The 18,681-nt window shown below is 71.5% G+C and carries 19 protein-coding genes; 9 read left to right on the top strand and 10 right to left on the bottom strand.

Going from position 1 to position 18,681, the window contains the following annotated elements; all coding sequences use genetic code 11:
- Positions 1-15: 15 nt before the first annotated feature.
- Genes KBX46_RS19540 through KBX46_RS19530 form a run of 3 tightly spaced genes read right to left on the bottom strand, consistent with a single transcriptional unit; the run spans position 16 to position 2,399 of the window.
- The gene (locus KBX46_RS19540) at positions 16-798 is read right to left on the bottom strand and encodes a MerR family transcriptional regulator (protein WP_210793549.1); all 783 of its coding nucleotides are present in this window, start codon (positions 796-798) and stop codon (positions 16-18) included.
- Between the two features lie 45 nt (positions 799-843).
- Positions 844-1,605 carry an ABC transporter permease gene (locus tag KBX46_RS19535; protein WP_210793548.1) on the bottom strand — a complete coding sequence of 254 codons (762 nt, stop codon included), beginning with the start codon at positions 1,603-1,605 and terminating at the stop codon, positions 844-846.
- Positions 1,602-2,399, bottom strand: coding sequence for an ABC transporter ATP-binding protein (locus KBX46_RS19530; RefSeq protein ID WP_247667804.1), 798 nt, complete (start codon positions 2,397-2,399; stop codon positions 1,602-1,604). Before KBX46_RS19530 ends, KBX46_RS19535 begins: the two co-directional genes overlap by 4 nt.
- Positions 2,400-2,471: 72 nt before the next feature.
- Between KBX46_RS19530 and KBX46_RS19525 the strand changes: the two genes are divergently transcribed.
- Together KBX46_RS19525 and KBX46_RS19520 are read left to right on the top strand one after the other, a co-directional pair.
- Positions 2,472-3,113, top strand: coding sequence for an MOSC domain-containing protein (locus KBX46_RS19525; protein ID WP_088949703.1), 642 nt, complete (start codon positions 2,472-2,474; stop codon positions 3,111-3,113).
- A gap of 127 nt (positions 3,114-3,240) precedes the next feature.
- Positions 3,241-4,434: a low temperature requirement protein A gene (locus tag KBX46_RS19520; RefSeq protein WP_210793547.1), complete on the top strand. Its 1,194-nt coding sequence runs from the start codon at positions 3,241-3,243 to the stop codon at positions 4,432-4,434.
- A gap of 32 nt (positions 4,435-4,466) precedes the next feature.
- Here the strand turns inward: KBX46_RS19520 and KBX46_RS19515 are convergent, their stop codons facing one another.
- The 3 genes from KBX46_RS19515 to KBX46_RS19505 all read right to left on the bottom strand — a co-directional run bounded on the left by KBX46_RS19515 (position 4,467) and on the right by KBX46_RS19505 (position 7,837).
- Positions 4,467-5,657: a low temperature requirement protein A gene (locus KBX46_RS19515; protein WP_210793546.1), complete on the bottom strand. Its 1,191-nt coding sequence runs from the start codon at positions 5,655-5,657 to the stop codon at positions 4,467-4,469.
- Between the two features lie 195 nt (positions 5,658-5,852).
- Entirely contained in the window at positions 5,853-6,755 is a 903-nt protein-coding gene (locus tag KBX46_RS19510; protein ID WP_088949700.1) for a phytanoyl-CoA dioxygenase family protein, read from the bottom strand.
- A gap of 221 nt (positions 6,756-6,976) precedes the next feature.
- Positions 6,977-7,837, bottom strand: a complete 861-nt coding sequence (locus KBX46_RS19505; RefSeq protein WP_088949699.1) for a hypothetical protein — start codon at positions 7,835-7,837, stop codon at positions 6,977-6,979.
- A 371-nt stretch (positions 7,838-8,208) separates the two neighbouring features.
- Here KBX46_RS19505 and KBX46_RS19500 point away from each other — a divergent pair, with 371 nt between their 5' ends.
- On the top strand, positions 8,209-8,973 hold the full coding sequence (locus tag KBX46_RS19500; protein WP_088949698.1) for an SDR family NAD(P)-dependent oxidoreductase: 765 nt from the start codon (positions 8,209-8,211) through the stop codon (positions 8,971-8,973).
- 122 nt (positions 8,974-9,095) lie between these two features.
- On the opposite strand, the gene KBX46_RS19495 is transcribed toward KBX46_RS19500, so the two are convergent.
- Positions 9,096-9,905, bottom strand: coding sequence for an enoyl-CoA hydratase-related protein (locus KBX46_RS19495; RefSeq protein WP_210793545.1), 810 nt, complete (start codon positions 9,903-9,905; stop codon positions 9,096-9,098).
- Between the two features lie 19 nt (positions 9,906-9,924).
- Between KBX46_RS19495 and hemW the strand changes: the two genes are divergently transcribed.
- A complete protein-coding gene (hemW, locus tag KBX46_RS19490) occupies positions 9,925-11,148 on the top strand; it encodes a radical SAM family heme chaperone HemW (RefSeq protein ID WP_210793586.1) in 1,224 nt (407 codons plus the stop codon).
- A 36-nt stretch (positions 11,149-11,184) separates the two neighbouring features.
- On the opposite strand, the gene KBX46_RS19485 is transcribed toward hemW, so the two are convergent.
- Complete coding sequence (locus KBX46_RS19485; RefSeq protein ID WP_088949696.1) at positions 11,185-11,781, bottom strand: DUF4870 domain-containing protein; 597 nt, start codon at positions 11,779-11,781, stop codon at positions 11,185-11,187.
- A gap of 225 nt (positions 11,782-12,006) precedes the next feature.
- Here KBX46_RS19485 and hrcA point away from each other — a divergent pair, with 225 nt between their 5' ends.
- The 3 genes from hrcA to KBX46_RS19470 all read left to right on the top strand — a co-directional run bounded on the left by hrcA (position 12,007) and on the right by KBX46_RS19470 (position 14,986).
- Complete coding sequence (gene hrcA / locus KBX46_RS19480; RefSeq protein ID WP_088949695.1) at positions 12,007-13,029, top strand: heat-inducible transcriptional repressor HrcA; 1,023 nt, start codon at positions 12,007-12,009, stop codon at positions 13,027-13,029.
- A 75-nt stretch (positions 13,030-13,104) separates the two neighbouring features.
- Positions 13,105-14,250, top strand: a complete 1,146-nt coding sequence (gene dnaJ, locus KBX46_RS19475) for a molecular chaperone DnaJ (RefSeq protein ID WP_172862226.1) — start codon at positions 13,105-13,107, stop codon at positions 14,248-14,250.
- Position 14,251: 1 nt separating this feature from the next.
- Positions 14,252-14,986, top strand: coding sequence for a 16S rRNA (uracil(1498)-N(3))-methyltransferase (locus KBX46_RS19470; protein WP_210793544.1), 735 nt, complete (start codon positions 14,252-14,254; stop codon positions 14,984-14,986).
- A 20-nt stretch (positions 14,987-15,006) separates the two neighbouring features.
- Here the strand turns inward: KBX46_RS19470 and ppk2 are convergent, their stop codons facing one another.
- Positions 15,007-15,918: a polyphosphate kinase 2 gene (gene ppk2 / locus KBX46_RS19465; protein WP_088949692.1), complete on the bottom strand. Its 912-nt coding sequence runs from the start codon at positions 15,916-15,918 to the stop codon at positions 15,007-15,009.
- Between the two features lie 72 nt (positions 15,919-15,990).
- Positions 15,991-16,752 (bottom strand): SDR family NAD(P)-dependent oxidoreductase, encoded by a 762-nt coding sequence (locus KBX46_RS19460; RefSeq protein WP_210793543.1) that lies wholly within the window; start codon positions 16,750-16,752, stop codon positions 15,991-15,993.
- A gap of 97 nt (positions 16,753-16,849) precedes the next feature.
- Between KBX46_RS19460 and KBX46_RS19455 the strand changes: the two genes are divergently transcribed.
- Together KBX46_RS19455 and KBX46_RS19450 are read left to right on the top strand one after the other, a co-directional pair.
- Positions 16,850-17,209 carry a histidine triad nucleotide-binding protein gene (locus KBX46_RS19455; RefSeq protein WP_210793542.1) on the top strand — a complete coding sequence of 120 codons (360 nt, stop codon included), beginning with the start codon at positions 16,850-16,852 and terminating at the stop codon, positions 17,207-17,209.
- Positions 17,206-18,603 (top strand): serine hydrolase, encoded by a 1,398-nt coding sequence (locus KBX46_RS19450; protein ID WP_210793541.1) that lies wholly within the window; start codon positions 17,206-17,208, stop codon positions 18,601-18,603. The genes KBX46_RS19455 and KBX46_RS19450 overlap by 4 nt, the downstream gene beginning before the upstream one ends.
- The last annotated feature ends 78 nt before the right edge of the window (positions 18,604-18,681 follow it).

Genomic DNA, 18,681 nt, shown 5'->3' with positions numbered 1-18,681 from the left:
AGCGCCGCCCGGCGGTCAGTCGGGGGGCGGCTTCGGCAGCCGCTCCATCCGGTTCCAACCGGACCAGCCGCGCTCGCGCATCAGCTCCCGCAGCCGCCGCACCCGCGGGTCGGACTCGACGGCAAGCGCGTCGATCAGGTCGTGCGGAAGATCGTCATTGGCCTCATCGACGTGCAGGACCTCGTTGGCGGCGTACGCCTGCTCTGCCAGGCAGGCCATGATGTCGGCGGCCTCCGCCAGCCGCGGGTCGTCCTCCTCGTCACCGTCGAAGATCTCCGAGAGCACCCGGTAGAGCCGGACGACCTGCGGATCATCGAGGTGGGCGATCTTGCCGGGCATCCACTCGACGATCCGGTCGGGCCAGCGCGCCGCGACCAGGATCCACCCGTCCCGTTCGGCCTCCACCATCCGCTGGGACGCCCCGATGCCCCGGAGTCGGTCGAGATAGGCGGCGACCTCCGGTGGGAGCGCCAGGCTGTCCCCGGCGGTGAGTTGCGCGATGTGTCTGCGGCTGGTCTCCAGCCGTTGGATCTCGTCGCGCAGGTGGCTGTCGATGGTCCGGATCGCTTCGGCGAAGGCTGAGGCGTCGGCTTCGAGCATCCGACTGATCTGCGACAGTGGCACGCCGGCGTCGGCGAGGGTGCGGATCTTGATGAGCGACACGACTGCCGTTGCGCCGTACCGCCGGTAGCCCGAAGCGTCCCGCTCCGGCTCGGGCAGGAGCCCGATCTGGTGATAGTGCCGCACCGCCCGCACCGTGACGCCGGCGTACGCCGCGAGTTGGCCGATCGTCAGCATGCCCTGATCCTGCCCGTAGTCCGTCCAGCTCTGGTGGACACCGGTTCAGGAGATCGTGCGACGGTAGGTGACATTGGCGAACAGGTAGGCGAGGACGAGGATGCCGGTGCACCAGGCGAGGGCGATCCAGATGTCCGTGCCGACCGGCTGTTGGGCGAACAGGTCCCGGATCGCGTTGACGATGGAGGTCACCGGCTGGTGCTCGGCGAAGGCGCGTACCGGGCCGGGCATGGACCCGGTGGGCACGAAGGCCGAGCTGACGAACGGCAGGAAGATGAGCGGATAGGAGAACGCGCTCGCGCCGTCCAGCGTCTTCGCGGTGAGGCCGGGGATCACGGCGATCCAGGTCAGGGCCAGGGTGAACAGGACGAGGATGCCGGCGACCGCGAGCCACCCCGACACGCCCGCCCCCGTACGGAAGCCCATGATCAGGGCGACGCCGATGACGACGACGATCGAGATCAGGTTGGCGACCAGCGAGGTCAGGACGTGCGCCCACAGCACGGCGGAGCGGGCGATCGGCATGGACTGGAACCGTTCGAAAATGCCGCCCTTCAGGTCGAGGAAGAGCCGGAAGGCGGTGTAGGAGATGCCCGAGGCGATCGTGATGATCAGGATGCCGGGCAGCAGGTAGTTGACGTAGGAGTCGGACCCGGTCTCGATCGCGCCGCCGAAGACGTAGACGAACAGCAGCATGAAGGCGATCGGCATGATTGCGGTGGTGATGATGGTGTCCGGGCTGCGGGCGATGTGGCGCAGCGAGCGACCCAGGAGAACGGCGGTGTCGCCGACGAAATGCCTGTTCATCGTTGTTCCTTGCTCGTGCGGGCGCCGACGACGGTGAGGAAGACGTCCTCAAGGCTCGGCTGCTTCTCGACGTACTCGACTTTTGCGGGTGGGAGGAGCTGCTTGAGCTCGTCGAGGGTGCCGTTCACGATGATCCGTCCCTCGTGCAGGATCGCGAGCCGGTCGGCGAGGTGCTCCGCCTCGTCGAGGTACTGAGTGGTGAGCAGCACGGTCGTACCACCCTTGGCGAGTTCCTTGACGGCCTGCCACACCTCGATGCGCGCCTCCGGGTCCAGCCCGGTTGTCGGCTCGTCGAGGAAGATCACCGGTGGGTTCCCGATGAGGCTCATCGCGATGTCCAGCCGGCGGCGCATGCCACCGGAGTACGTCGCCACCCTCCGGGTGCCCGCCTCGGTCAGCGAGAAGCGCCTCAGCAGGTCATCCGCGACCGTGCGCGGCGCTGGACGGTGCCTGAGCCGGGCGACCAGGACGAGGTTCTCCCGCCCGGTGAGGACCTCGTCGACCGCCGCGAACTGCCCGGTGAGACTGATCGACTCGCGCACCTCGGCAGCCTGCGCCGCGACGTCGAAGCCGTTGACCCGGGCGGTCCCCCCGTCGGCCTTGAGCAGCGTGGACAGGATCTTCACCACAGTGGTCTTGCCCGCCCCGTTGGAGCCGAGCAGGGCGAAGATGGAGCCGCGCGCCACGTCGATGTCCACACCGCGCAGCACCTTCAGTTGCTTGAACGACTTCTCCAGGCCCCGCACGTGTATCACCGGCGGCTCGACCTGATCGGTTGTTGGCGGGATGCTCATGGCAGCCAGCATGGAGGGTTGACGCAGCGTCAAGGTCAAGCCCGCACCGCGAATTCACCTAGGCTGACGGTCATGACGGGCAGGGTGGCAGCGGTGAACCTCGGCATCGTGACCGAGGCGCAGTGGGCCGGCGACGCGAGCGGTCGCAGCGGCATCGACAAGCGGCCGGTGGACGGCCCGGTGCAGGTCCGCGTGGACGGGGTGGTCGGTGACTTCATCGGCGAGCGAGCCCACCACGGCGGTCCTGACCAGGCGGTCTACGCCTACGCGGAGGAGGACGCCGCCTGGTGGGCGGCCGAGCTGGGCCGCGCCGTACGACCGGGTGGCTTTGGTGAGAACCTGTCCACCTACGCGGTCGACGTGACCGGCGCGGTGATCGGCGAGCAGTGGCAGGTCGGTTCCGCCCTGCTCCAGGTCACCAAGCCGCGTACGCCCTGCACCACCTTCGCCGGGTTCTGGGGCGTACCGGATCTGATCAAACGCTTCACCGCCCGGGCGCTGCCCGGCGCCTATCTGCGCGTGCTGCGGGAGGGCGAGGTCGGCCCGGGTGACCCGGTCGAGGTGGTGGAGCGGCCCGCGCACGGCGTGACCATCGGCGAGGTGTTCCGGGCGACCAGCCTTGAGCCGGAGCTGCTGCCCCGGCTGCTGGAGGCGGAGGGCCTGCCGGAACCGATCCGGGAGAAGGCACGCCGCCGCCTCGCCTCCCGCGGCTGACCGCGAGCCGCGACGACACGCGGCCCTCCCGTCCAGGTCGGGATAGACGGTCAACAGGAACCGACGGCGGACGGTTGCCCGTATTGTCCCCATCGAGGGCATGCGGCGGGGGACCGGGTGGAGCGCGATGTCGATGGCGACGGACGGCGGTGCTGCTGCGGCGTCACCACCTGATCCGGGTCTGGAGCGTCCGGCGTTCCTGGAACTCTTCTTCGACCTCGTCTACGTCTTCGCGCTGGTCACCCTGGCGACCGTCCTGTCCGAGAACCTCAGCTGGACCGGCCTCGCCAGGACGCTGGTGCTGCTGCTCGGGTTCGCGATGATCTGGGCGCTGACCGTCTGGTCGGCGGACAGCGTCGACCTGACCCGCCCGGCTGGGCAGGGGCAGTTCATCTGGGTGGCGGCCGCCAGCCTGCTGTTGGCTGCGCTCGCGCCCGACGCGTACGACGATCACGCGCTGCCCTTCGCGATCACGTACGTGGTCATCCACCTCAGCGCCTCGGCCTACTACGTCCTGGTCGTCTCGATCAGGAAACCGCCGCGTCGCAGCATCCGGATCCAGGTCTGGGAGGCCATCGCCGGCGTCGGCTGGATCGGCGGGGCGCTCGTCGGCGGTTCGGGACAGTTGGCGATCTGGGCGCTCGCGGTCGTCGTCGAGTATGTCGCAGCCGTGTTCGGCTGGCCGGTGCCGCGGATCGGTCGCTCACGACCGCGCGACTGGCGACTGGTCGGCGCGCGGGTGGCTGAGCGGTACCGGCAGTTCGTCATCGTCGCGCTCGGTGTCTCGATCTTCGTGACCGGAACGACCTTCAGCATGAGCGAGTACACGCTGGTGCGAGGGTGGGCACTGCTCGTGGTGTTCACCACCGTCGTGTTGATGTGGCGGATCTACACCTACCGCGCCGGTGAGCTGCTGACCGACGCGATCACCCGGTCGACCAACCCGGCGCTGCTCACTCAGTCCGCGGCGGCCACCCATCTGGTCATGGTGGCCGGAATCGTCGGCGCGGCGGTCACCAGTCACCTCGTGGTGGGCCGCCCGTTGGGCGAGACCCCGCCCTCGTGGGCCGCGGTGATCCTCGGCGGCCCCGCGTTGTACCTGGTCGGCCGGGGCGTCCTCGACTTCACCGTGTTCGGGCGGATCTCGCGGTCCCGGCTGGCCGGGCTCGTGCTTCTGGCGTGCGTGGCGCCAACCGCGCCCCTGCTGCCGCCGGTCCTGGTCGCGCTGCTCGCCATGGCGGTGCTGCTCCTGATCGCCGTGGCGAACCTGGTGAGCACCCGACTACACGCACGTACGCCGGCACCGCCGATGCTGCGGTGACTCGGCACGGGCGGCCAAGGCCGGGCGACCGCTCAGAGTGACGGCGCGGCCGCCGGGGCCCGGCGGCGGTCACGCGCGGCCAGCCCTTCCCCGACCAGTGTGAGCAGCAGGACCAGGTTCGCCAGCACCAGGGCGGCCAGGGGCGGGAGCAGGAACGTGGCGGGTGCCATCAGGGCGCCCAGCACCACGATCGCCAGCACCCGGGACCAGAGCATCCGGCCGGTCACCACGGCATCGAACAGGACGCTGCCGAGCAGGAAAAGGGCCGGCCCGCCGAGGATGGCGGCCATCAGCTCGACCGGGGCGCGACCGGACGGCTGATCAATGACCGTCAGGGTGCTGGCCGAGACCACCACCACCCCGGCCACCATCACCAGATGGCTGTACGAGGTGGAGGTGCCCGGGCGCACCCGTTCCACCGTCGCGACGCTCGGTGGGGCCAGGATCCGCTGGACCCGCTGGAAGTAGAGCTGGAACAGGAGCACCGCGCTGACGAACGCGACCGCGCTGGTGGCCACCTGGCCGGCCGTGAACCCGCTGCCGGCCAGTCCCATGCCGATGCTCAGGATCAACTCGCCGAGCGCAACGATGAAGATCGCCCGGTGCCGTTCGGAGAGATGCACCCCGGTGAAGATCTGGCTGGCGAGTTCGGTGCGCCCCAGCCTCGGCGTCGGCCAGCCGAACCGGGCCGAACCGAGGTCGACCGCCACCGCGAGCGACCAGAGCACCAGCCGAGCCGTCTCGTCCACGAACACTCCGGCCACCCACGGCGCCACTGTGACGCCGAACCAGAAGAAGACCCGGATGCTCCTGGCCTGGATCGGGCGGTTCACCCGGGTGCCGGGGATCAGGACGGCGTCACGGACCAGGTGGATGCCGAAGTACGCCCCGACGAAGAGCCACCCGTAGCGGCCGAAGGCGTACGGGGTGGCGATCGCCATCAGCAGGGTGCCGAGCATGACCAGCAGGACGGTCGCCTGGATGATCGGCAGTCGGGGGTTGAACAGGTCGGTGAGCCACGCGGTCAGCACCCAGACCCACCAGGCGGCCAGCAGGAGTACGGCGGTCTGCAGCGCACCCCGGATGGTGAGGTCGGCGGCCAGGCTGGCGGCGAGCCGGGAGAACATGAAGATGTAGACCAGGTCGAAGAAGAGCTCCAGGAAGGTCGGGTATTCCGGCTCGCCCCGGCGGCGGAGGATCCGGGGAAGCGGAGCGGACGTCACTGCGACTGCCTCCTGTGCCACCCCGCGCCCTGGGGTGGGGGCACCGCGCCCCGACCTGCGCACCCGTCACGCTACCGACAGTGCGGCCTGCGGTGGTCGGGAACGGGGCCGGCCCGAGCGGTCGTGTCCGTAGACACGAAAACGGCCCTCTGCCACCGCTGGGCGATGGCAGAGGGCCGTTCTGCGAGCGGTGGGTCAGCGGAGCCAGGGGATGTTGCGGTCGAGCAGACCGCGCTCCTTGAGCTCCTTGCGCAGCGGGATCTCGTCGTCGACGTACCCGTCCCAGTTGATGCCCCAGTAGTTGGCGGTGTGGGTGCCCTCGCCGATCAGCTGGCGCTGCACGGGGGTGCGGTTGCGGTACCACTCGCCGTTCACGTCGGGGTGCAGCTCGTCCAGCGGACGGATCCACCGGTAGGTGTAGCCGACGAAGAGCATCTTGCGGGTGACGGTCGACAGGTTCGTCGACCGCGAGTGCCACTGCCGACGGTCGAAGATGAAGGCGTCGCCCGGGTTGGCGGTGATCTCCACCGTGCCCTCCGGGTCGGGGTTCTGCACGGTGAGGTCCGCCGGCCGGGGCAGCGAGTTCTTCAGGTGGCTGCCCGGGATGACCTTGGTGGCGCCGCGGCCGGTCTCGGAGAGGTCCGATAGCACGTACGCGACCTTCAGCGAGAACATCGGCCGGGGCAGGTTCGGGTCCATCGTCTCCGGGTCGGAGTTCTGCCGGTACCCGTCCTGGTGCCAACCCCAGTACGGCTTCTCCGGCTCGGCGGCCGGCGGGGTGACGTCCAGGTGGTTGTGGTGCGTGTAGATGTTCCAGCCGGCCAGCCCCCACATGTACGGGAAGGCGATCGGGTGGGTCAGCAGCTCGCCGAAGAGCTCGTCGCGCTCCAGGAAGCCCAGCAGGTGCAGGGTGCCGTCCTTCTTGGTGGTGCCCTTCGCCTGCTCCTCCGCGTAGACGCGGTCGACCGCCGCCTCCAGCGCCGCCCGGTGGTCCTCCGTCAGGACGTTGCGCAGCAGGAGGAAGCCCTGCTCGTGGAACTCCTTGCGGTCAGTGTCGCTGATCGGTTCGTAACCGGTCCGGTCGCCGTAATCGAACACCGCGTCGTACCCCTCCCCATGAGGTGAAACCTTTTCTGGCACAGGCCGCCGATCGTAACGCGACGGATCTGGCCCCGGGGACGGCGTGTGGGGCTGGTGGGCCACAGGGGGACCCCGTGCAGCGAGAGGACTGCGCAGAGTGATTTGACCGTGATCAATAGAGGTGTTTGCGGAGACTTGTCCGATTGTGCGGTGACTGCCGGTTAAGAGATCCGGGTCGGTCAACCCTCGTTGAACACCTCGGCCACCACCTGACCGGCGGGGCTCTGCTCGCCGTCCGCCCGGCCCCAGGTGCCGGCCCGGGCGGTCCACTCCAGGTCGCCGAAACGGACGCGCTTCACGCCGTGGTCCTGGGCGTGGGAAACCAGCCAGTGCGCGTACCGCCAGCCGTCGCGCTGGTCGTCCGGCGTCACCGCCAACCCGGTGGGGTCGGTCGGGTCGGTGCCCTTCAGCCCCCAGTCCAGCACCAGGTTGCGGGTCAGCTGCGTGGCCGCCGCCGCGCCGTGCATCGCCGGGGTACGCCCGACGGTGCAGGCGACCGCGCCGGTCGCGTCGCCCATCAGCGCCCGGCTGAGCACCTCGGAGTCGTCGGCCCACTTCTGGTAGGCCTCCGGGAAGGCCGAGCGCTGCACCCGCTGGGCGGCGTCGGTGACGCGCATCTTCTCCCAGCCGCGCACCTTCTTGAGCGCCGCGTAGAACCGGTTGGCCGCGTAGCGCGGGTCGCGGATCTGGGCCGGGGTGCCCCAGCCCTGGCTCGGCCGCTGCTGGAACAGGCCGACCGAGTCCCGGTCGCCGTCGGCGAGGTTGCGCAGCCCGGACTCCTGGTACGCGGTGGCCAGCGCGACCACCACGGCCCGCTCGGACATCCCGCGCTGTGCCCCGATGGCTGCGATGGTCGCCGCGTTGGCCATCTGGTCGGCGTCGAGCGCGACCCGACCGTCGGCCTGCACGGTGCACTTCCGGGCCGCCAGCGGCAACTGGAGGCGGTCACCGACCTGCCGTACGACGAGCCAGATCGCGATCACGGCGACGAGGATGAGCACTACTCCACCCGCCACGGTTGCCCGAGTTCGCACCCACACCCCCAGATCGACAGTCTGACAAGCGTACGTCCCCCACGGGCCCCTCCGGGTCGTCCGCGCGGTTCCAGGCCGGCTCTGCCGACCCGTTCCGATCGCGGCATTCCCGCTCCGGCCGCGCTCTCACCTGCCCGTATGGCCCTGAGGTCCACCCTGCTCCGGCGAGAATCGAGCCATCCGGCGCCAGGGCCCGCTGGCGGATCGTGGGCACCGCGTGTGCCGCCAGTCTGACCTGTCGTGCGTGTCACCGCCCCGACGGTGCCCGGAATGGTCGGAAGGTCGAGGCGCTTACTCCCGATTGACATGTCAATTGCTGGCCCGCCCGGTCGTTCACGCAGGTGGCCGGGGGTAGCCACGGAGCAAGGAGGAGTTCCATGGGAACGCTCGACGGCAAGATCGTGCTCGTGACCGGCACCGGCGGCGGTCTGGGGCGCGTCGCCGCGCAGATCTTCGCGCGGGAGGGCGCAAAGGTCGTCGGGGCCGACATCCAGGTCGCCGGAAACGACGAGACGGTCGAACTCGTTCGGAGCGCCGGCGGCGAGATGACCGGCATCGCGCCGGTCGACCTCACCGACCCGGAGCAGGTGCGGAAGTTCGTCGAGGACGCCGCCGCGACCTACGGCGGGCTCGACGTGGTCTACAACAACGCGGCGGCGCTCCGCTTCGGCCCGATGCCGGACTTCTCCGTGGAGGCTTGGCGCTACACCATCACCGGCGAACTCGACATTCCGTACTTCGTGTCCAAGTTCGCCTGGCCCCACCTGGTCCGGCGTGGTGGTGGCGTCATCATCAACGCCGCCTCCATGGCCGGCATGATCGCCGGTCACGTCCCCCCGATGGTCGGCCACACCGCCGCCAACGCCGGCGTCATCGGCCTGACCCGACAACTCGCGCTCGAAGGCGCGCCGCACGGAATCCGCGCGGTGGCGGTCAGCCCGGGGCCGATCGTCAGCCCCGCAAGTGAGCGCGACCTGGGTGACAACCAGGCGGCTCGGGACGCCATCACCGGCAAGACGCTCCTCAAGCGGTTCGCTCAACCGGAGGAGGTCGCCGAACTGGTGGTGTTCCTGGCCTCTGACCGGGCGTCGTACATCACCGGGGCGAACTACCCGGTCGACGGCGGCGCGACCGCCTGGTGACCGGACCGAATGGCCCGGGGACGCCACATCAAGCAGGCGGCGTCCCCGGCAACCCCGGTCCCACCCGACGTGATCACCGGCAACCCCGGTCCCACCCGGCATGATCACCGGCGCCCCCGGTCCTACCCGGCATGATCACCGGAACCACCGTCCAGAGCGGCCACCCATCGAGTTAATCGTTTTTCCCGAAAGGCCATGATCCCCTCGCGCCCCTCGTCGGAGAGGAAGTAGCCGGTCGAGAGGGCGGACAGCCGGGCCAGGTCACCGCGCAGCTCGGCGGTGCCCGGCCGGCGCAGCAGCTCCTTCGCCCCGGCCAGCGCGCCCGGCGCTCCGCGCACCAGCGAGTCGCAGTAGCGCCGAACCGCGTCGTCCAGCCCGTCCGCCGGGACCGAGGCCGTGACCAGGCCGATCTCGGCGGCCCGTCGGCCGTCGAAGGTGTCCCCGGTCAGGTAGAGCTCGGCGGCGGCGCGCGGGTGCAGCCGGGGCAGCACGGTCGCCGAGATCACCGCCGGGATCACCCCGATCCGCACCTCGGTGAACGCGAACGTCGCCTCGTCGGCGCAGATCGCCAGGTCGGCGGCGGCGATCAGGCCCAGCCCGCCGGCCCGCGCCGGCCCGCCCACCCGGGCCAGCACCGGCTTCGGGCAATCCCAGATCGCCGCGAGCACGTCACCCAGCATCGCGGCGGGCACCGTGCCGCTGGCGTACGCCGCGGCCGTCTCCTTCAGGTCGGCGCCCGAGCAGAAGACCGGGCCGGTGTGGTCGAGCACTATCGCTCGAACCGTCTCGTCGGCGACCGCGTCGCCCAACCCCGCCAGCAGCTGGGTCATGAGGCCGGTGGAGAGCGCGTTGCGGTTGTGCGGGCTGTCCAGGGTGAGCGTGGTCACCCCGCGGGCCGTGGCGACCCGCACGAGGACGTCGGGAGAGGTCATGCCGGGCACACTAGTGGCCATGCCCGGCGTCCTTCCAGATGGTGAGACCGTCCCCGTCGACGGATCGCTGCCCGCCACCGCCACCACGGCGGTCGGCGCGCGCGGCTTCGGCGTGTACGTCCACGTGCCGTTCTGCGCCAGCCGCTGCGGCTACTGCGACTTCAACACCTACACGGCGTCCGAGTTGGGCGGCGGTGCGAGCCGCGAGGGGTACGCCGACACCGTCCTGGCCGAGCTCGCGCTCGCCGCCCGGGTGCTGGGCGACAGCCCGCCGCCCCGGGTCGACACCGTCTTCGTGGGCGGTGGAACGCCCACCCTGCTCCCCGCCGACGACCTGGCCCGCATCCTCGACGGCATCGACCGCACCTGGGGGCTGGCCGCCGACGCCGAGGTGACCACCGAGGCCAACCCCGAATCGGTCACCCCGGAATCGTTGAAGCTGCTGCGGGCCGCCGGCTACACCCGGATTTCGCTGGGCATGCAGTCGGCCTCCCCGGGAGTGCTGGCGATCCTGGACCGCAAACACAGCGCCGGCCGGGCCACCGCCGCCGCCCTGGAGGCACGCGACGCCGGGTTCGAGCACGTCAACCTGGACCTGATCTACGGCACCCCGGGGGAGCGCACCGAGGACTTCGCCGCTTCGCTGGAGCAGGTCGTCGCCGCCGGGGTGGACCACGTCAGCGCGTACGCCCTGATCGTCGAGGACGGCACCCGGCTCGCCGCCCGGATGCGGCGCGGCGAACTGGCGTACCCCAGTGACGACGTGGCCGCGGACCGCTACCTGGCCGCGGAGGCCGCGCTCGACGCGGCCGGGCTCTCCTGGTACGAGGTCTCCAACTGGGCGCGCACCGACGACGCCCGCTGCCGGCACAACCTGCTCTACTGGACCGGGGCGGACTGGTGGGGGCTGGGGCCGGGGGCGCACAGCCACGTCGGCGGGGTGCGCTGGTGGAACGTCAAACACCCCACTGCGTACGCCCAGCGGTTGGCGGCGGGCGCGTCGCCCGGCCTGGCCCGCGAGGTGCTCACCGGCGACGAGGCGCACATGGAGGACGTGATGCTCCGACTGCGCCTCGCCAGCGGCCTCCCGTTGGCGGTGCTCGACGCCACCGGCCGGGCGGGCGCCGAGCGGGCCCTGGCCGACGGCCTGCTGGCCGCCGAGGAGTACGCGGCCGGCCGGGCGGTGCTCACCCTGCGCGGGCGGCTGCTCGCCGACGCGGTAGTGCGTGACCTGCTGCCCTGAGTGGGCGGGCCGGCCGGGGGAGCGGCCGACCCGGCATCACTTGATGAAGTTCGCGGAGAGCGGGTAGCGGTAGAGCTGCCCCTCGTTGGCCTTGATTCCGGCGATGATGCCGAACACGAGACCGAGGATGACGGCTGCGCCGACCCCGATGAAGCCGATCAGGATGCAGGTCAACACCCAGCCGACCAGGCCGACGATCGACCAGATGAGCTGGAAGTTGAGCGCCGCCACGGCGTGCGCCCGCACCGTCGGGGACTGGCTGCCACGTGCCAGCATCGCCACCAGCGGGGCGATCCAGCCGAGCACACCGCCGCTGACGATCATGCCGACGGCGCCGCCGAAGTGGGCGATCAGCGCCCAGGTCTTGTCCTCGTTGTTGGCGAAGCCGCCAGGGCCGCCGTAGGCGCCGCCGGTCGGGTAGCCGCCACCGGGCGGGGGATAGCCGCCGGGCGGGGGATAGCCACCAGCCGGAGGGTAGCCGCCTGACGGCGGTTGGTCACCGGTGGGCGGCGGATAGCCACCGGGCGGGGGATAGCCGCCCGGGCCGGGTGCCCCGGACAGTGGTGCGGTGGGCGGCTCCGGCGGGTAGTTACCGGGGTCACCCGCGCCGGGAGGGCGAGGAGGTTCAGTCATGGATGCCACCGTAGGGGCACGTGGCAACGCGGCACCAGCGCGACACCGCCCGGCGGTGAGGGTCGATCGGCCCGGCGGGGTGGCGCGGGCCGCGCCGACGGGCAGCCGTTGATCATCGCGCTGGCGGGCGCGCCGACGTAGACTGGCACTCGTTACAGTCGAGTGCCAGGACGGCCCGGCCGGCCGAGGACGCCGGCGGCCGACGTGCGACAGGAGGTGCGGAGGATGGGTCTCGACGACCGGAAACTCGCCGTGCTCCGCGCCATCGTCGAAGACTACGTCTCCACCCAGGAGCCGGTCGGCAGCAAGGCGCTGGTCGAGCGGCACCAGCTCGGGGTCTCCCCGGCCACGGTCCGCAACGACATGGCCGTGCTGGAGGAGGAGGGCTACATCCGGCAGCCGCACACGAGTGCCGGCCGGGTGCCCACCGACCGCGGCTACCGACTCTTCGTCGACAGGTTGTCCCGGGTCAAGCCGCTCAGCCCGGCCGAACGCCGGGCCATCGAGCGCTTCCTGGTCGGCGCGGTCGACCTCGACGACGTGGTGCACCGCACCGTGCGCCTGCTCGCCCAGCTCACCCGGCAGGTCGCCGTCGTGCAGTACCCGAGCCTGGCCCGCTCCTCGGTGCGTCACCTGGAGCTGGTGCCGATCTCCACCACCCGACTGATGGTCGTCATGATCGCGGACACCGGGCGGGTGGAGCAGCGTCTGGTGGAGCTGCCCGGTCCGGTGCCCGCCGACGACGTCACCGACCTGCGCCGACTGGTCAACGAGAAGCTCGCCGGCGCCCGGCTGTCCGACACGCCACCGCTGGTGCAGGCGCTGGTCGAGGAGTCGTCGCCCAAGCTGCGTCCGGCCATGACCACGCTCGCCACTGTGCTGCTGGAGACCCTGGTCGAGCGGCACGAGGAACGCATCGCCCTGGCCGGCACCGCCAACCTCACCCGGGGTGGCCTGCTCGACTTCCAGGGTTCCCTGCGACCGATCCTCGAGGCGCTGGAGGAGGAGGTCGTCCTGCTCAAGCTCATCGGCGAGACCGAGCCGAGCACGACCCGGGTGCTGATCGGCGACGAGAACGAGTTCGACAACCTGCGGGCCGCCTCCGTGGTCAGCACCGGCTACGGCCCGGGCGCCACGATCGTCGGCGGCCTGGGGGTGCTGGGGCCCACTCGGATGGACTACCCCGGCAACATCGCCACGGTTCGCGCCGTGGCACGCTACGTGGGCGAGTTGCTGGCCCAGAACTGATTGGTCAGGGCCGATGCGGCCGGCTGCGGCCGCCGACCGGCACAACGCGAGACGAACATGAGGACACGGAACGCAGTGGCCAGGGACTACTACGGCATTCTCGGTGTGAGCCGGGAAGCCTCCGATGACGAGATCAAGCGCGCCTACCGCAAGCTGGCGCGCCAGTTCCACCCGGACGTCAATCCGGACCCGGAGGCTCAGGAGAAGTTCAAGGACATCAACGCCGCGTACGAGGTCCTCTCGGACGACCGGAAGCGGCAAATCGTCGACCTGGGTGGCGACCCGCTCGCCCCGGGCGGCGGCGGTGCCGGAGGCCCCGGAGGTCCTGGTGGTGCCGGCCCGTTCGTCGGTTTCCAGGACATCATGGACGCGTTCTTCGGCGGTGCCGCGGGCGGCGCCCGTGGTCCGCGTCCGCGTACCCGGCCGGGCGCCGACGCGATCCTGCGCCTCGAACTGGACCTGCACGAGACGGCGTTCGGCGTCGAGGCCCCGATCACCGTCGACACCGCAGTGCTGTGCACCACCTGCTCCGGCGCCGGCACGGCGGCCGGCACCCACCTGGCGACCTGTGAGGCGTGTGCCGGGCGGGGCGAGGTGCAGTCGGTGCAGCGCACCTTCCTCGGCCAGGTGGTCTCCGCCCGGCCGTGCACCGTGTGCCAGGGCTACGGCACGACCATCCCGCACCCCTGCCCCACCTGCGCCGGCGACGGCCGGGTGCGCACCCGCCGCTCGCTGACCGTCAAGATCCCGGCCGGCGTCGAGGACGGCATGCGGATCCGGCTCGCCCAGCAGGGTGAGGTCGGCCCGGGTGGCGGCACCGCCGGCGACCTCTACGTGGAGATCCACGAGCGGCCGCACGACGTCTACTCCCGCAAGGGCGACGACCTGCACTGCCGGGTCACCGTGCCGATGACCGCGGCGGCACTGGGCACCCGGCTCACCATCAAGACCCTGGACAGCGAGGAGACGGTCGACGTCAAGGCCGGCACCCAGCCGGCCAGCACGCTGCGGCTGCGCGCCCGGGGGGTGCCGCACCTGCGCGGCACCGGCCGAGGCGACCTCTACGTGCACCTGGACGTGCGGACGCCGACCAAGCTCGACCCCGACCAGGAAAAGATGCTGCGCGACTTCGCCAAGACCCGCGGTGAGGAGGTCGCCGAGTTGTCCAAGCAGGGCGGCTTCTTCTCCCGGATGCGCGACGCGTTCAACGGGCACGCCTGAGGTGTCCGCGCCGCTGTTCCTGGTCGAGGCGCTGCCCACCGGCGACGCGCTGACCCTGGACGGCCCCGAGGGGCACCACGCCGCCACAGTGCAGCGGCTGCGCGTCGGCGAGGAGCTGCTGCTCGCCGACGGCCGGGGTGGCACGGCCGCCGCCGTGGTCACCGTCGTCGGCCGGGGCACCCTGGAGGTCACCATCACCTCCCGGGGGTACGCGGACGCGCCCGTACCCCGGATCGTCACCGTGCAGGGCATCGCGAAGGGCGACCGGGGCGAGTTGGCCGTGCAGGCGATGACCGAGGTCGGCGTCGACGAGATCGTGCCCTGGGCGGCGTCGCGCTCGGTGGCCCAGTGGCGGGGTGACCGGGGCGTACGGGCCAGGGAGAAGTGGGTGGCGACCGCCCGGGAGGCGGCCAAGCAGGCCCGCCGGCCGTGGCTGCCGGTGGTGGCCGGTGCGCCGGACGAGTCGACAGCCACTGTGGCCCGCCGGATCGCCGGTGCCGCCGCCGGGTTCGTGCTGCACGAGGAGGCCGACGAGCGGCTCACCACCGCCGAGCTGCCGGCCACCGGTGAGATCGTCCTGGTGGTCGGCCCCGAGGGTGGCATCGCCCCGGCCGAGCTGACCGCATTCCGTGAGGCCGGCGGCCGGCCGGTGCGGCTCGGGCCGGCGGTGCTGCGTACGTCGACCGCCGGAGTGGCGGCGCTCAGCGTGCTCGCCACCCGCCTCGGCCGCTGGTAGCCCGTCGGCTGCTGGCTTGTTTACGGGCGGGGGAACACCGGCACCACCTCTTCCTCCGGCGTCAGGTCCAGCCCGGCCGGCCCGATGATCTGTGGGTCGGGCGTGCCGACCACCTCGGGGTCCTTGCCGGCGTAGTCGAAGCGGTGCAGCACGTGGCGCATCGCCTCCAGCCGGGCCCGCTTCTTGTCGTTGCTCTTCACCACCGTCCACGGCGCGTCGGCGGTGTCGGTCCAGAAGAACATCGCCTCCTTGGCCTCCGTGTACTCGTCCCACCGGTCCAGCGACGCGATGTCCATCGGGGACAGCTTCCACTGCCGGACCGGGTCGACCTGGCGGATCGCGAACCGGGTGCGCTGCTCGTTCTGCGAGACGGAGAACCAGAACTTGACCAGCCGGATGCCCGAGCGCACCAGCATCCGCTCCAGCTCCGGGGCCTGACGCAGGAACTCCAGGTATTCCTTGCGGGAGCAGAAGCCCATCACCCGCTCGACGCCGGCCCTGTTGTACCAGGAACGGTCGAACAGCACGATCTCACCGGCCGCCGGCAGGTGCGCCATCCACCGCTGGAAGTACCACTGGCCGGCCTCCCGCTCGTCCGGCTTGGCGAGCGCCACCACCGACGCCCCACGCGGGTTGAGGTGTTCCATGAAACGTTTGATGGTGCCGCCCTTGCCGGCCGCGTCCCGGCCCTCGAAGACGATCACCAGGCGCTCGCCGGACTCCTTGATCCAGTCCTGGAGTTTGAGCAGCTCGATCTGGAGCAGCCGCTTGTCGCGGTCGTACTCGTCGCGGTCCATCCGTTCGTCGTACGGGTAGTCCTCCCGCCAGGTCTCGACGGGCGTCCCGTCGGGTCGGAGCAGGACGGGGTCGTCGTCGTGGCCATCGGCCACCTGGTAGTCGGCGGTGAGATCCAGCAGCGCGGAGTCGGCCATGTCGCAGAGACTTACCCGCCCTCGTGCCGCGAACCACCCCCTGGCCGGGTGATGTGGGCAGCTGTTCCGCCGTCAGCTGCGCAGGTAGGAGGCGCCGTTGAGGTCGACGATCGTGCCGGAGGCCCACTCGGCCTGCGGCGAGGCCAGCCAGTGCACCGCGGCCGCGATCTCCTCCGGCTCGGCCACCCGGTCGAACGGGCTCTGCGCCCGGATCGCCGCGCCGTGCTCGCCGCGCAGGTGCTCGGTGGTCATGTCGGTCGCCACGAAACCCGGCGCGACGGTGGCGACAGTGATGCCGTACGGCGCGAGCGCCACGGCGAGCGACTGACCCAGCGCGTTCAGACCCGCCTTGCTGGCGCCGTACGCGGGCTGGTCCGGCTCGCCCCGGAACGCGCCACGGGACGAGACGTTGACGATCCGCCCACCGCGTTCGCGCATGTGCTGGGCGGCGCACCAGGTGACGTTGCCGGCTCCGGTGAGGTTGGTTTCCACCACCCGCCGCCAGCGCTGCTGCCACTGCTCGTAGGAGGTGCCGAAGATCGGGTGCGGCTCGTCCCGGTCGCCGTACGTTCCGGCGTTGTTGACCAGCACGTCCAACCCGCCGAGCAGCTCGGCGGCCCCGTCGACCATGGCCCGGACGGCGTCCGGGTCGGTGAGGTCCGCGCGGACCACCACGTGCCCGGTGCCGGGCAACTGCGCGCGCAGCTGTTCGGCCGCGTCGGCCGAGTCGCGGTGGTGGATCGCCACCCGGTCGCCACCGACCGCGAACGCCGTCGCCACCGCACGGCCGATGCCGCGCGAGGCCCCCGTCACGAGTACCGCCCGATCCGTCATGCCGGCCATCCTGCCTCAGCCGGTCTCTCCTGCGAACAGGCCGGCGGCGCATGCTGCGCCGGGGCGCCCCCGGCCCGTTAGTCCTTACACTGCCCCGATGGGATCCGACTGCCTGTTCTGCCGCATCGTCGCCGGGGAGATCCCGGCCACCGTGGTCCGGGAGACCGACACCACGCTCGCCTTCCGCGACATCGACCCGAAGGCGCCGGTGCACGTCCTGGTCATTCCGAAAGAGCACTACGCCGACGTCGCCACGCTCGCCCAGGGTGACCCTGCGCTGGCCGCCGACGTGCTGGCGACGTCCGCCTCGGTGGCGGAGGACGAGGGCCTGCTCGGCGACGGCTTCCGGTTGATGTTCAACACCGGCGCGTACGGCGGTCAGGAGGTGTTCCACGTGCACGCACATCTGCTCGGTGGCGCGCCGCTCGGCCCGATGCTCGCCCGGGACCTGGCGTGAGCGCAGGTCCGGCGCCGGACAGCCGGGTGGATGAGCGCCTGGGTCGGTTGGTCCGGCGGGTGCAGGCCGACGCCCGGGTGCCGGCGGTGTCGGCGGCGCTGCACCGGGCCGACCGCCCGCTCTGGAGCTGCACCGTCGGCGAGACCGGCACCGACAGCCCGCTGGGGCCGGACACCCAGTTCCGGATCGGCTCGGTCACCAAGACCTTCACCGCGGCCCTCACCCTCCAGTGTCGCGACGACGGGCTGCTGGACCTGGACGACCCGGTGGGCCGGCACCTGGACCTTCCCGCACATGGCGAGCTGACCGTGCGCCGGCTGCTGTCGCACACCGCCGGTCTGCAACGCGAGCCGTTCGGCGACGTCTGGGACAGCCTGCGCGCACCGGACGCCGACCAGTTGGTGGCAGAGCTGGACCGGGCCGAGCGGGTGCTGCCGACCGGACGGCGGTTCCACTACTCCAACCTGGGCCTGGCCGTGCTCGGTCAACTGGTCGCCCGGCTGCGCGGCGAGAGCTGGGCACAGGTGCTCACCGAGCGGATCCTCACGCCGCTGGGGCTGACCGACACCACGGTGATCCCTCGGCCGACGGCGGCCACCGGCTTCCTGGTCGACGCGTACTCCGACGAGGCGCACCCGGAGCCGCCGACCGACTTCGGCGCGGTCGGCCCGGCCGCCCAGCTCTGGAGCACCGCGACCGACATGGCGCGCTGGGCCGCGTTCCTGGCCGACCCGGCGGCACTGGACCCGACCGGCACGGTGCTCGCCCCCGCCACCCTGGACGAGATGCGCTGGCCGCTGACCACCACCGACGAGACGCTCTGGGGCGCGGGCTTCGGGCTCGGCCTGATCCTCGTCCCGCAGGGGGAGCGGGTGATGCACGTGGGGCACCACGGGGCGATGCCCGGTTTCCTCGCCGGGGTGTACGGCCGTCGGGGCGGCGACGGCACGGCCGGCGCGATGGGTGCCGCGGTGCTCGGCTCGTCCGGCACGGCGGCCGAACTGTTCGACCTGCCGCACCGGCTGCTCGCCGCGGCGGTCGAGCACGACCCGGCCGAGATCGAGCCATGGCGACCGGGGGCACCCGCCCCGGCGGCCCTGCGGGGCGTGCTCGGTCGCTGGTGGGGGGAGGGTTTCGAGTACGTGTTCTCCTGGCGCGACGGTGCCCTGCGGGCGAGCGGGGCCGGTGACGCCGCCGGACGCCCGCCGGCGATCTTCACGCCCCTGCCGGACCAGCCGGACGTGTTCCGCACCGCCTCCGGTCGGGAGGCCGGTGAGCTGCTGCGGCTGACCCGGGACGAGGCCGGGGCGGTGGTCCGGATGCACTGGGCGACGTACCGGTTCACCCGCCACCAGGAGACCTTCGAGGGGTACGACTTCCGGGCCGGCAGTTGATCGCGGCCAGCGGAAATGGGCGCGATGCGGCCCGCGTTGAACGGATACGATGGGTGTAACGTCCGCACGCCAGGCCAG

Origin of the sequence: Micromonospora sp. C81 (assembly GCF_018070425.1) — a bacterium.
Lineage (GTDB): Bacteria > Actinomycetota > Actinomycetes > Mycobacteriales > Micromonosporaceae > Micromonospora > Micromonospora zamorensis.
This window is presented reverse-complemented; position numbering and strand designations above follow the sequence as displayed.

Excerpts from the sequence above, each read along its gene's own strand:
- KBX46_RS19540 (WP_210793549.1), bottom strand. The coding sequence starts at position 798 with ATGCTGACGATCGGCCAACTCGCGGCGTACGCCGGCGTCACGGTGCGG.
- KBX46_RS19535 (WP_210793548.1), bottom strand. The coding sequence starts at position 1,605 with ATGAACAGGCATTTCGTCGGCGACACCGCCGTTCTCCTGGGTCGCTCG.
- KBX46_RS19530 (WP_247667804.1), bottom strand. The coding sequence starts at position 2,399 with ATGAGCATCCCGCCAACAACCGATCAGGTCGAGCCGCCGGTGATACAC.
- KBX46_RS19525 (WP_088949703.1), top strand. The coding sequence starts at position 2,472 with ATGACGGGCAGGGTGGCAGCGGTGAACCTCGGCATCGTGACCGAGGCG.
- KBX46_RS19520 (WP_210793547.1), top strand. The coding sequence starts at position 3,241 with ATGTCGATGGCGACGGACGGCGGTGCTGCTGCGGCGTCACCACCTGAT.
- KBX46_RS19500 (WP_088949698.1), top strand. The coding sequence starts at position 8,209 with ATGGGAACGCTCGACGGCAAGATCGTGCTCGTGACCGGCACCGGCGGC.
- KBX46_RS19495 (WP_210793545.1), bottom strand. The coding sequence starts at position 9,905 with ATGACCTCTCCCGACGTCCTCGTGCGGGTCGCCACGGCCCGCGGGGTG.
- hemW (WP_210793586.1), top strand. The coding sequence starts at position 9,925 with ATGCCCGGCGTCCTTCCAGATGGTGAGACCGTCCCCGTCGACGGATCG.
- KBX46_RS19485 (WP_088949696.1), bottom strand. The coding sequence starts at position 11,781 with ATGACTGAACCTCCTCGCCCTCCCGGCGCGGGTGACCCCGGTAACTAC.
- hrcA (WP_088949695.1), top strand. The coding sequence starts at position 12,007 with ATGGGTCTCGACGACCGGAAACTCGCCGTGCTCCGCGCCATCGTCGAA.
- ppk2 (WP_088949692.1), bottom strand. The coding sequence starts at position 15,918 with ATGGCCGACTCCGCGCTGCTGGATCTCACCGCCGACTACCAGGTGGCC.
- KBX46_RS19460 (WP_210793543.1), bottom strand. The coding sequence starts at position 16,752 with ATGACGGATCGGGCGGTACTCGTGACGGGGGCCTCGCGCGGCATCGGC.
- KBX46_RS19455 (WP_210793542.1), top strand. The coding sequence starts at position 16,850 with ATGGGATCCGACTGCCTGTTCTGCCGCATCGTCGCCGGGGAGATCCCG.